Here is an 11,723-nt window from a genome sequence, read left to right on the forward strand (position 1 = left end):
CACGGCTTCGTCGGCGGGTTTTCTATTTTCAGGACATCATCTTTGAACACGCTCAACGTCGAGTACCGCAAGGTCGAGGCGCTGATTCCCTACGCCCGCAATCCGCGCACGCATTCCGAGGCACAAGTCGCAAAGATCGCCGCCAGCATCGTCGAATACGGCTGGACAAACCCGGTTCTGGTTGATGGCGACAACGGCATCATCGCGGGCCACGGTCGTCTGGCTGCTGCTCGCAAGCTCGGGCTGGATCAAGTGCCGGTGATCGAACTGGCTCACCTCAGCACCGCGCAGAAACGTGCGTTGGTCATCGCCGACAACCGGCTGGCGCTTGACGCTGGCTGGGATGCGGAGATGTTGGCGCTCGAACTGGCGGAGCTTTCCGAAGCAGGTTACGAGTTGTCGCTGACCGGCTTCGAGAACATCGAGATCGACGCGCTGCTGGCTGATGCCACCTCCACTGAAGCAGAACCGGTGGTGCAGGATGCAGCAGACGCCGACGAACCCGATGCAGCAGACGATGTTCCTGCTGCGCCAGTGGTCGCAGTGTCGCGCGAAGGCGATGTCTGGGCCATCGGCTCGCACCGATTGATCTGTGGCGACGCCACCGACCCGGCCGTTGTCGCCACGCTGATGCAGGGTGACACCGCGCAGCTGTGCTTCACCTCGCCGCCTTACGGCAATCAACGCGACTACACCTCCGGCGGCATCGCCGATTGGGATGCACTGATGCGCGGTGTGTTCGCGCATCTGCCAATGGCGGGCGACGGTCAGGTGCTGGTCAACCTTGGGTTGATCCACCGCGACAACGAAGTCATCCCCTATTGGGACGGCTGGCTGTCCTGGATGCGTCAGCATGGGTGGCGGCGCTTCGCGTGGTACGTCTGGGATCAGGGGCCAGGCATGCCTGGCGACTGGCAGGGCCGACTGGCTCCCAGCTTCGAGTTTGTTTTCCACTTCAATCGCAGCAGCCGCAAGCCCAACAAGATCGTGCCTTGCAAGCACGCAGGCCAGGAATCGCACCTGCGCGCTGACGGGTCTTCCACGGCGATGCGCGGTAAGGATGGCGAGGTCGGCGGCTGGACTCACAAGGGTCAGCCGACGCAGGACACCCGCATCCCCGACTCGGTGATCCGCGTGATGCGCCACAAGGGCAAGATCGGGCAGGACATTGATCACCCGGCTGTGTTCCCGGTGGCGTTGCCGGAGTTTGCCATCGAGGCTTACACCGAAGCCCGAGACATTGTGTTCGAGCCCTTCGGTGGAAGCGGTACCACGATGCTGGCCGCGCAGCGCACTGGCCGCCTCTGCCGCAGCATGGAGATCGCGCCGGAGTACGTGGACGTGGCCATCAAGCGCTTTCAGCAGAACCACCCTGGCGTGCCGGTCACGCTGCTGGCAACAGGTCAATCGTTCGAACAGGTTGCCGCCGAGCGCGCCACCACCGTTGATGATGAGGTGCTGGCATGAACTGGTTGGCAGACAAGATCGAGCAGTGGCCGACAGCCAAACTGCTGCCCTATGCCCGAAATGCGCGGACGCACTCGGATGATCAGGTGGCGCAGATAGCCGCATCGATTGCCGAGTTTGGCTTCACCAACCCGATCCTTGCAGGCAGTGACGGCATCATCGTCGCTGGGCACGGGCGCTTGGCCGCTGCGCAGAAACTTGGGCTGGAGATCGTGCCCGTAGTCGTCCTTGATCACCTGAGCCCGACCCAGCGCCGCGCCTTGGTCATCGCCGACAACCGCATCGCGGAGAACGCTGGCTGGGATGACGCGATGTTGCGGATCGAGCTGGAGGACTTGCAGCTGGAAGGTTTCGATCTGGACATCACCGGTTTTGACGCCGACGCGCTGGCCGAACTGATCGCGGGCGACGAGCCGGACAATGAGGGCCAGACAGATGAGGACGCGGTACCGGAGGTTGGCGAGACACCCATCTCGCGCCCGGGCGATGTCTGGATCATGGGCCAGCACCGCCTGCTGTGCGGCGACTCGACTGTGGCAGAGAGCTATGCCCGGCTGATGCAGGGCGACGTGGCAGACATGGTCTTCACCGACCCGCCGTACAACGTGAACTACGCCAACAGCGCCAAGGACAAGATGCGCGGCAAGGATCGCGCGATCCTGAACGACAACTTGGGCGATGGCTTCTACGACTTCCTGTTGGCAGCATTGACGCCCACTGTGGCGAACTGCCAGGGCGGCATCTATGTGGCGATGTCATCCAGCGAGCTGGATGTGCTGCAGGCCGCCTTTCGCGCCGCCGGTGGCAAGTGGTCGACGTTCATCATCTGGGCCAAGAACACCTTCACGCTGGGCCGTGCCGACTACCAGCGCCAGTACGAACCTATCTTGTACGGATGGCCTGAGGGTGCGCAACGCCACTGGTGTGGTGACCGCGATCAGGGCGATGTGTGGGCTATCAAGAAGCCGCAGAAGAACGATCTGCATCCGACGATGAAGCCGGTGGAGCTGGTCGAGCGAGCCATCCGCAATTCGAGCCGCCCGGGTAACGTGGTGCTCGATCCGTTCGGTGGTTCCGGAACAACGTTGATTGCGGCCGAAAAATCAGATCGCGTCGCGCGACTGATCGAACTCGATCCGAAGTACGTGGATGTGATCGTGCGCCGGTGGGAGGACTTCACCGGCCAGACGGCCATCCGCGAGGCAGCAGACCAGGAAGTGTGCGCCAGTTGAATGGCTGGCCAGGCTGCGTGGCCTCTTCTTCCTCGGCGATGCGCCGCAGGATTCGCAGAGTGGTGAGATCGCGCGGTAGAGCCATGCACATGACGCGCACGGCCTGCTCGATGGAGACGTCTGGACGCCGGTTGGCAATCAGCCAACGCAGCGCCTGCTCGCGTTCGGTGGCGAGCGTTGTCATCAGGCAGCCATCTCTTCGCAGATTTCGCAGTGGATCACAAAGCCTGTCAGGTAAGGCAGGCCGCGCGGGATGCCGTACTGCTTGCTGGTCTGGCGGCCAATCGTCCAGCCCATCCAACGTTGGGTGGTGGCCTTGATCGCATCCTGCAAGGCTTGGCCTTGGTGCAAGCCGTTCTGGACGTCGTCGGCAAAGTGGCGTCCGTGGCGACTGTCGAGGAAGGTCTGCACCGATTCGCGGGGCTGGTGGGTGGCATCCGAAATGGCGTTCATGGCCAGGGGCCATGCGGCGCTGGCGTGTTCGTTCATCGTGCCCCAAAAACCCCAGGCTTCGTTTTGGGTGGCGGGTATCTGGTTGGTGGTCATGGTGTCTTCTCCGGGTTGATCGTTGCGACACCTGTAGTAACGCGCTGTTCGATTGAGAAGCCAAGCTGTTCCTGGCTTCTTTCTCGATCAATCGCGATCACCCGAGACGGGCTACGTAGCGGGCGTAATCACCGCCCTCGGGATTGACGTAGAGGTAAGGGCGTCCGGGAGCAGTGACCTCGACGCAGATGTAGCCGTCGCCAGTGCCCCCACCCTTGCCATGCAGCCAGTCGCGTGACACCAGCAGGCTGCGCCCAAAGGCGTCGAATTCGGCAGGGGTGAGCTCCTTGGTCTCGGTGATGTAGACCTTGTGCTGGTCGCGACCGCCCAGTTCGCCGAGGTCGGCAGGTTTGCGTGCAAACGGCAGGCGGATACTCAACTCTTCGACCTGGAGGCTTTGGCCTGCGAACTGCAGGGTGCGTGGGGTGCGTTCGATGGTGATGGTCATGGTGCTCATGGCGGTTTTCCTGGTATGGCGTCGTCAATCACGACACCTGTATGAACGCGCTGGTGGGGAGAGAAGCCAAGCTATTCATGGCTCCTCTCGCCGTTTTTTTGGCTTTGCCGAAACTCACTGTGCTCGTTTTCGGGCGATGCGGTAGATCCGCTCGCCACCCTGCGGCTTGTCCGAGACGATGTTCAGGCCGAGCTTCTTCTTGAAGGCTCCAGCGAAGGTGCCGCGCACCGTGTGCGCCTGCCAACCGGTGGCGGTGTAGATTTGGCCGATGGTTGCGCCCTCGGGGCGTTGCAGCATCCGGATCACTTCGGCCTGCTTGCTGTTGTCGCGGGTGCGCGGCTTGGCCTGCGTCGGCTCTTGTACCCACGTTGCTTCGGCGGCGGTGACGGCGGCTTCCAGTTCGGGATCGCTCGCGGCCGCAGGCGCGCCTTCAGCGTTGGCGATGATCCGGTCGAGATTGGCTTCGAACTGGCCGATGCCCTTCCTGTTCACGTCGGGACGCGGAATGCCCAGGGCGTCGTAGCCCTCCGCAGCGACAAACCAGTCGGTGCCGTCGGTGGTGATCAGTGCGCGGTTGAAAAGTCCGTCGAGCACCTTTTTGCGTGCGCCGCCTTTGATGTTGTCGGGGAACCAGTCGATCTTGCCGCTGGTGTGTTCAACCGCGTGGTCCAGGATCGCGTGCTGTGCCGGGGTCAGTTGGGTGGTGGTCATGTTTTGCTCCTTCGATGTAGTGGACGGTGATGTGATGAACGCGCTGTTCTCAAGTGAAGCCAAGCGCTTTCTGCTTGGCCTCTTCGCTTCGCAATCAGGTGTTGGCCTTGTCTGACGGGTTGGCATTGCGCCCCTGCTCAAGACCCGCGTTGAAGGCGGCTTCAAGCGCATCGCGTAGGCACCAGACCGCTACATCGTGGAAATCGAGGCTGTCAGAGCGGCGGGTTTCCAGGGTTTCGATGCCCAGCTTGTTTTGCGCGATCTGGGTCAGGAGTTGTTCGAGCTTGCTCATGTCCGTGTCCTTTCATGGTGTTGATGACGAACGTATGAACGCGCTGTTCCAGATGGAAGCCAAGCTCAATCCGCAGGCGAATTTGGCAAATGAGCGAACAAATGATTGAAGGTGCCCCGAAGGGGAAATATGGGTATTTCGATTCGTGCCTACGCACGCCACCGAGGGGTGTCCGATGCAGCGGTGCGCAAGGCCATCGCTGCTGGGCGGATCACGCCGGAGGCAGACGGAACGATTGATGCCGAGCGCGTCGACCGCGAATGGGCACGCAACTCCGATGCGCCTCGCAATGGAACTGCCACCCGCGCCGTCAAGGTCGCCGTACCGGAGACCAGCGGCACCACGGGTGACGGGCCTACAGCGTTGCCAGCAGGTGGCACGTCCTTGCTTCAGGCGCGCACGGTCAACGAAGTGGTCAAGGCGCAAACCAACAAGGTGCGTCTGGCCCGCCTCAAGGGCGAGCTGGTAGATCGGCCGCAGGCCATCGCCCACGTTTTCAAACTGGCGCGCTCTGAACGCGATGCGTGGCTGAACTGGCCCGCACGCATCTCGGCACAGATGGCAGCCAAGCTCGGCGTCGATCCCCACACGATGCACATCGCCTTGGAGGCGGCGGTGCGTGAGCACCTGCAGGAACTGGGCGAGATGCGCCCGAGGGTGGATTGATGGACATGGACTATGAAGGCGCTGCCGAGATTGAACGCGCGTGGCGCGAAGGACTGACGCCCGACCCGCTGCTCACCGTGTCCGAATGGTCGGATCGCCACCGGATGCTCTCCAGCAAGGCGTCTGCAGAGCCTGGGCGCTGGCGTACCAGCCGCACGCCGTACCTGAAAGCGATCATGGATTGCCTGTCGCCGACCTCGCCGGTCGAACGTGTGGTGTTCATGAAAGCCGCGCAGCTTGGCGCGACCGAGATGGGATCGAACTGGATCGGCTATGTGATCCATCACGCACCCGGGCCAATGATGGCGGTGTGGCCGACAGTGGAGATGGCCAAGCGCAACTCCAAGCAGCGGATCGATTCGCTGATCGAGGAGTCGTCCGCACTGGCTGAACTGATTGCACCGGCGCGCAGCCGGGATTCCGGCAACACCATCCTGGCCAAGGAGTTCCGGGGTGGCGTGCTGGTGATGACCGGGGCCAACAGCGCGGTCGGACTGCGCTCAATGCCGGTGCGGTATCTGTTTCTCGACGAGGTCGATGGCTATCCGTTGGACGTCGAGGGTGAAGGCGATGCGATCTCGCTGGCCGAGGCGCGCACCCGCACCTTCGCGCGGCGCAAGATCTTCATCGTCTCGACGCCGACGATCTCAGGGGCGTCGGCTATCGAACGCGAGTACGAGGCCAGTGACCAACGTCGCTACTTCGTGCCTTGTCCGCATTGCTCGCATCGGCAGTGGCTGCGTTTCGAGCAGCTGCGTTGGGACAAAGGGCAACCGGAGACGGCTGCCTACATCTGCGAGTCATGTGACACCGCGATTGCCGAGCACCACAAGACGTGGATGCTGGAGCACGGCGAGTGGCGCGTGATGATCACCGATGGCACGGGCAAGACGGCAGGCTTCCACCTGTCGTCACTGTACAGCCCGGTGGGCTGGCGTTCGTGGCGTGAAATCGCCGCTGCGTGGGAAGCCGCCGTCAGTAAGGAGTCGGGATCGGCCGCTGCCATCAAGACCTTCAAGAACACCGAGCTTGGCGAAACGTGGGTCGAGGAAGGCGAAGCACCGGACTGGCAAAGACTGGTCGAGCGCCGAGAAGACTACCGTGTCGGCAGCGTGCCGCAAGGCGGTCTGCTCTTGGTCGGCGCGGCCGACGTGCAGAAAGATCGCATCGAAGCGTCGGTCTGGGCCTTTGGGCGCGGCAAGGAGTCCTGGCTGGTTGAGCACCGCGTGCTGATGGGTGACACCGCCCGCGACGCGGTATGGAAGCGCCTTGCTGAAATGCTGGCCGAAACCTGGACACACGCCTCCGGCGCGGCGATGCCGCTGGTGCGTTTTGCCTTGGATACCGGCTTTGCGACGCAGGAGGCCTACGCCTTTGTGCGGGCTTGCCGCGATTCGCGTGTGATGGCGGTCAAGGGGGTGCCTCGCGGTGCAGCCTTGATCGGCACGCCGACCGCCATCGATGTCTCGCAGGGTGGCAAGAAGCTGCGCCGGGGCATCAAGGTGTACAAGGTGGCGGTCAGCATCGCCAAGCTCGAGTTCTACAACAACCTGCGCAAGAGCGCAGATGTTGGCGAGGACGGATTGACCACGGTGTTCCCGGCCGGGTTCGTCCATCTGCCCAAGATCGACGCTGAGTTCATCCAGCAACTCTGCGCGGAACAACTGATCACCCGCCGCGACCGCAACGGCTTCCCGGTGCGCGAGTGGCAAAAGATGCGCGAGCGCAATGAGGCGCTCGACTGCTACGTCTACGCCCGCGCGGCTGCATCGGCGGCGGGTCTGGATCGCTTCGAGGAACGTCACTGGCGGGAACTGGAGCGACAACTGGGGCTGGCCGGTCCGCCAGCCCTTGAAACACCTACTGAATCGATCAACGAGGCCACCCAACGCGGTGGCCTCGCTGTTTCTGGCAACCGTAACACCGGTCGGCGCGTGATCAAAAGCCGCTGGCTGTCCTGACACCCAAAGGAGAAAACATGAGTCTTGCTACCCGTATCGAAAGTCTGGTCATCCGCGTCGCGCAGGAGTTCAACGACGTCCGCGCCAAGGCGGGCAACCTGGCCAACCTCACCACCACCGACAAGTCGAATCTGGTCGCAGCCATCAACGAACTGAAAGCCGCCGTGGTGTCGTCGGCGGTGATCGACGATGCGCACGTCGCGGCCACGACCACGTACTCGTCCAACAAGATCGTCTCGCTGCTCGATGCACTCAAGACCGAGATCTTGGGCGGTGCCGATGCTGCCTACGACACGCTGGTGGAAATCCAGCAACTGCTGCAGAACGGCACCAGTGGCCTGGATGCGCTGCTCGCCGCCGTCAACAACCGTGTGCGCTTCGATGCGGCGCAGTCGCTGACCGTGGCCGAGCAACTTCAGGCACGCAGCAACATCGGTGCCGTCGCGGCCAGTGATGTCGGCAACACCGACACTGATTTCGTCGCGGTCTTTGTGGGTGCGCTGGTCTGATGAGCCTCGCATCGCGCATCAGTGCGTTGGCCAGTCGTGTCGGACTCGAGGTCAAGACCAAGATCGACGCAACCCACCCCGGTTTGGCCCGGGCGTGGGTGTGCTTCGGCTACGTCGGCAACCAGATCGTCGTGCGGTCGTCGCACAACGTGGCCAGCGTGACCAGGACGGCGGCGGGTCGCTACCGCGTGACCTTCGCCGTTGCCATGCCCGACGCCAACTATTGCTGGACGGCGCTTGCCCGCAGCAGCACCAACAGCGGCACGCAGCGCATTGCCATCGTGCGATCCAGTATCGACCAGAAGACCGCTCAGTACGTCGACATCAGTTGCGCCACCACGTCTGCATCGTTCGACGACTCCTCCGAAATCAACCTCACGGTGTACCGCTGATGGCTTACACACAAGCACACCTCGACGCACTGGAAGCGGCGCTGGTCAAGGGCGAAAAGCGCGTGACCTTTGGCGACAAGACCGTCGAGTACCGCAGCGTCGATGAACTCCAGGCCGCCATTTCGGCTGTCAAGCGCGACCTCTTCGAGCAGGCTGTGGACACCGGACTGTGGCCTGGCGCGCCACGCCAGATCCGGGTCACCACCGGCAAAGGGTTCTGAACATGCAATGGTTTGACCGAATGCGTGATCGGATACGAAAAGGCGTCGGCATGAGTCTGCTTGGCGGCACCCCGTTCTATGACGGCATCGGCGGCGGCCGTCGCGCCTTGGCGTGGCAGGTCAGTAATCCCGGTGCAGTCGCAGCGCTGGCGTTCACCCAGAACGAATTGCGCGCCAAGAGCCGCGATCTGGTACGCCGCAATGCCTGGGCAGCGGCAGGCGTTGAAGCCTTTGTCTCGAACGCCATCGGTACTGGCATCAAGCCGCAGAGCATGCTGGCTGATCAGTCCTTGCGCGAAGCGATCCACAGCCTGTGGTGGGACTGGTGCGAGGAAGCCGATGCCGCTGGACTGACCGATTTCTACGGCCTGCAGGCATTGGCCTGTCGCGCCATGCTCGAAGGCGGGGAATGTCTGGTGCGGCTGCGCTATCGCCGCCCGGAGGATGGCCTGCCGGTGGGCCTGCAATTGCAGTTGCTCGAACCCGAACACCTGCCAGCCACGCTGAATCAGGAATTGGCTTCCGGAAACGTCATCCGTGCGGGCATCGAGTTCGACAAGCTCGGACGGCGGGTGGCTTACCACCTGTATCGCTCACACCCGGGTGATGGCTCACTGGCTCCGATGTCGGGCACTGGTGGCGTGGTGGGGGGTCTCGACACAGTGCGTGTCCCGGCCAGCGAAATCATTCACCTGTTTCGTCCCTTGCGGCCCGGACAGATCCGGGGCGAACCGTGGCTGGCGCGCGCACTGGTCAAGCTCAACGAACTCGACCAGTACGACGACGCCGAGCTCGTGCGCAAGAAAACCGCCGCGATGTTCGCGGGCTTCATCACGCGCCTGTCACCTGAAGACAACCTGATGGGTGAAGGACTACCGGATGCCAGTGGTGCAGCATTGGCCGGGCTGGAGCCGGGCACGATGCAGATCCTGGAGCCCGGCGAGGACGTGAAGTTCAGTCAGCCTGCCGACGTGGGTGCGAGCTACGCCGAATTCCTGCGCATGCAGTTCCGGGCGGTGGCAGCGGCGATGGGCATCACCTACGAGATGCTGACCGGCGACCTGACGCAAGTGAACTACTCGTCGATCCGGGCCGGGCTGCTGGAATTTCGCCGCCGCTGTGAGGCCATCCAGCACGGCGTGATCGTCCACCAGCTGTGCCGTCCGATCTGGCGTGCCTGGATGGAGCAGGCGCTACTTGAAGGCGCGCTGGCGCTGCCGCAGTTCACCGAGAAGAAGCGTGACTACTTCGCGGCCAAATGGATTCCACAGGGTTGGCAGTGGGTCGATCCCAAGAAGGAATTCGACGCGATGCTGACCGCCATTCGCGCCGGGCTGCTGTCTCGATCGGAAGCCATCTCGGCCTTCGGCTACGACGCCGAGGATATCGACCGCGAGATCGCCGCCGACAACCAGCGCGCCGATGCGCTCGGTCTGGTTTTCGACTCCGACCCGCGCCACGACAAAGCGCCCCAACCATCGGCATTGGGCGCTCCCATGAATGCGGCCGCCACGGTGACCGTGCCGCAAGACCAACAGGACAACTGACATGCAACTCGTTCATCTGGCGTCCCGCCTCTACGGGACGCCGCTCCTCATTGCGCGTCCCAAACTCGACGTGATCCTCTCCGTGCTGGGTTCCCGCATCGGCTTGCCTGATCTGGACATGGCAATGCCGCTGCCCATGCCGCGCCAAAGCGCCACATCGGGTCAGGCTGGCATTGCCGTCATCCCGGTGGTCGGCACGCTGGTCAGACGTTCGATGGGTATCGAAGCCGCCTCTGGCCTGATGTCCTACGGCGAGATCGAAGCCCGACTGGACGCCGCGCTGGCCGACCCGCAGGTGGCGGGCATCCTGCTCGATCTGGATTCGCCCGGCGGCGAGGCCTCGGGTGTGTTCGAACTGGCCGAGCGCATCCGCGCCGCCAGCACCATCAAGCCGATCTGGGCGCACGCCAACGATGCCGCGTACTCGGCGGCTTTTGCCATCGCGGCAGCCTGCCAGCGCCTGACTCTGTCGCAGACCGCTGGCGTCGGGTCTATTGGCGTGATCGCGCTACACGTCGACCAGTCGGTGAAGGACGCCAAGGACGGCCTGAACTACACGGCTGTCTTCGCGGGCAGCCACAAGAACGATTTCTCCCCGCACGAGCCACTCACCCCCCAGGCCACCACCGCGTTGCAGACCGAGGTGGATCGCCTCTACGACATCTTCGTGAATCAGGTCGGACAGATGCGCGGCATCGATCCGGATGCCGTGCGCGCCACCGAGGCGGGGCTGTTCTATGGCGAGCAGGCGGTGGCAGCAGGCCTCGCCGACGCAGTGATGCCGTTTGATGCGGTGATGACCGAGTTCACCGACGCGTTGGCGGCCAAGCAGCGGCTGGCGCAGCCCGGTGTGGCCCGCGCCTCGCCGCGAAGCCTGCCCGCGCAAGCCATTTCAAACCCGCCCCGAAGCAAACCTTTCACCCTGGAGAACACCATGACCGACCCGAAAGATGACCACGAAAACCCGAGCGATCCGGCCGACACCGCCCCACAGGGCGACCAGCCGCAGACCGACAGCGATCCGCAACCGACGCCTGTTGCCCAAGCCGCACTGTCGCAGTCGTTCGCCAGCGGGCGCGGCCAAGCACAGGCCATTGCAGAGATGTGCCTGATCGCGGGCCAGTCCCAACGCACGGCGGAATTCCTCGCAGCAGGCTTCTCGGAAGCGCAGGTGCGCCGCGCCTTGCTCGACGCCCGTGCCGACCAACCCGAAATCGCCTCGCGTATCACCGCCGATGCAGGAACCAGCCAGCACCCGGAAAACAGTCCGGTGGTCGCTGCCGTCAAGAAACTCACCGCCAAGGAGTAAGCCATGCCCACTGTCTCTCAACCCAAAAATCTCGGCGACCTGTTGAAGTACGAAGCGCCGAATCTCTACTCGCGTGACCAGGACACCGTCGCGGCCGCGCAGAACCTGTCGCTGGGCACCGTGGTGGGCCGCGAAACGGCTACCGCCAAGCTCAAGGCCCTCGACCCGAGCGCCTCGGACGGCACGGAAACCGCCGTTGGCGTGCTCGGCAGTGACGTCGATGCGACGCTGATCGACCGTGAGGACGCGATCCTGATCGCCCGCCACGCCATCGTCGCACGCGGCGCACTGGTCTGGCCGACCGGCATCAGCACTGCGCACAAAGTGGCTGCCATCAAGCAACTCGCAGAACGTGGAGTCCTTGCCCGCGAGAGTGCCTAAAACCCGCGCCTGACCCACTTCCAACGCTCCGT

Annotated in this window: 15 protein-coding genes; 10 read left to right on the forward strand and 5 right to left on the reverse strand. The window is 63.4% G+C overall.

Annotated features, from left to right (window positions below):
* Window positions 1-42: 42 nt before the first annotated feature.
* The gene (locus ABWL39_RS00325) at window positions 43-1,467 is read left to right on the forward strand and encodes a site-specific DNA-methyltransferase (RefSeq protein WP_367786119.1); all 1,425 of its coding nucleotides are present in this window, start codon (window positions 43-45) and stop codon (window positions 1,465-1,467) included.
* A complete protein-coding gene (locus tag ABWL39_RS00330) occupies window positions 1,464-2,699 on the forward strand; it encodes a site-specific DNA-methyltransferase (RefSeq protein WP_367786121.1) in 1,236 nt (411 codons plus the stop codon). The genes ABWL39_RS00325 and ABWL39_RS00330 overlap by 4 nt, the downstream gene beginning before the upstream one ends.
* Here the strand turns inward: ABWL39_RS00330 and ABWL39_RS00335 are convergent.
* From ABWL39_RS00335 to ABWL39_RS00355, 5 genes are all read right to left on the reverse strand, one after another.
* Entirely contained in the window at window positions 2,644-2,883 is a 240-nt protein-coding gene (locus ABWL39_RS00335) for a hypothetical protein (protein ID WP_367786123.1), read from the reverse strand. The genes ABWL39_RS00330 and ABWL39_RS00335 overlap by 56 nt on opposite strands.
* Window positions 2,883-3,245 (reverse strand): hypothetical protein, encoded by a 363-nt coding sequence (locus ABWL39_RS00340; protein ID WP_367786125.1) that lies wholly within the window; start codon window positions 3,243-3,245, stop codon window positions 2,883-2,885. The genes ABWL39_RS00335 and ABWL39_RS00340 overlap by 1 nt, the downstream gene beginning before the upstream one ends.
* Window positions 3,246-3,342: 97 nt before the next feature.
* On the reverse strand, window positions 3,343-3,702 hold the full coding sequence (locus ABWL39_RS00345; RefSeq protein WP_367786127.1) for a hypothetical protein: 360 nt from the start codon (window positions 3,700-3,702) through the stop codon (window positions 3,343-3,345).
* 114 nt (window positions 3,703-3,816) lie between these two features.
* Entirely contained in the window at window positions 3,817-4,413 is a 597-nt protein-coding gene (locus ABWL39_RS00350) for a DUF3489 domain-containing protein (protein ID WP_367786129.1), read from the reverse strand.
* A 94-nt stretch (window positions 4,414-4,507) separates the two neighbouring features.
* On the reverse strand, window positions 4,508-4,705 hold the full coding sequence (locus tag ABWL39_RS00355) for a hypothetical protein (protein WP_055451284.1): 198 nt from the start codon (window positions 4,703-4,705) through the stop codon (window positions 4,508-4,510).
* Window positions 4,706-4,834: 129 nt separating this feature from the next.
* Between ABWL39_RS00355 and ABWL39_RS00360 the strand changes: the two genes are divergently transcribed.
* The 8 genes from ABWL39_RS00360 to ABWL39_RS00395 are packed head-to-tail and all read left to right on the forward strand — an operon-like array spanning window position 4,835 to window position 11,691.
* Window positions 4,835-5,371, forward strand: a complete 537-nt coding sequence (locus tag ABWL39_RS00360) for an elements of external origin (RefSeq protein WP_367786132.1) — start codon at window positions 4,835-4,837, stop codon at window positions 5,369-5,371.
* Complete coding sequence (locus ABWL39_RS00365; RefSeq protein ID WP_367786134.1) at window positions 5,371-7,332, forward strand: phage terminase large subunit family protein; 1,962 nt, start codon at window positions 5,371-5,373, stop codon at window positions 7,330-7,332. Before ABWL39_RS00360 ends, ABWL39_RS00365 begins: the two co-directional genes overlap by 1 nt.
* 17 nt (window positions 7,333-7,349) lie before the next feature.
* Window positions 7,350-7,841 carry a hypothetical protein gene (locus ABWL39_RS00370; protein ID WP_012080616.1) on the forward strand — a complete coding sequence of 164 codons (492 nt, stop codon included), beginning with the start codon at window positions 7,350-7,352 and terminating at the stop codon, window positions 7,839-7,841.
* The gene (locus ABWL39_RS00375; RefSeq protein ID WP_367786136.1) at window positions 7,841-8,233 is read left to right on the forward strand and encodes a hypothetical protein; all 393 of its coding nucleotides are present in this window, start codon (window positions 7,841-7,843) and stop codon (window positions 8,231-8,233) included. The genes ABWL39_RS00370 and ABWL39_RS00375 overlap by 1 nt, the downstream gene beginning before the upstream one ends.
* Window positions 8,233-8,454, forward strand: a complete 222-nt coding sequence (locus tag ABWL39_RS00380; RefSeq protein WP_367786138.1) for a phage head-tail joining protein — start codon at window positions 8,233-8,235, stop codon at window positions 8,452-8,454. The genes ABWL39_RS00375 and ABWL39_RS00380 overlap by 1 nt, the downstream gene beginning before the upstream one ends.
* A gap of 2 nt (window positions 8,455-8,456) precedes the next feature.
* Window positions 8,457-10,001: a phage portal protein gene (locus ABWL39_RS00385; protein WP_367786140.1), complete on the forward strand. Its 1,545-nt coding sequence runs from the start codon at window positions 8,457-8,459 to the stop codon at window positions 9,999-10,001.
* A 1-nt stretch (window position 10,002) separates the two neighbouring features.
* Window positions 10,003-11,310 carry a S49 family peptidase gene (locus ABWL39_RS00390; RefSeq protein ID WP_367786142.1) on the forward strand — a complete coding sequence of 436 codons (1,308 nt, stop codon included), beginning with the start codon at window positions 10,003-10,005 and terminating at the stop codon, window positions 11,308-11,310.
* Between the two features lie 3 nt (window positions 11,311-11,313).
* Entirely contained in the window at window positions 11,314-11,691 is a 378-nt protein-coding gene (locus ABWL39_RS00395) for a head decoration protein (protein WP_367786144.1), read from the forward strand.
* Window positions 11,692-11,723: the final 32 nt, after the last annotated feature.

The organism is Chitinivorax sp. PXF-14 (assembly GCF_040812015.1).
GTDB lineage: Bacteria > Pseudomonadota > Gammaproteobacteria > Burkholderiales > SCOH01 > JBFNXJ01.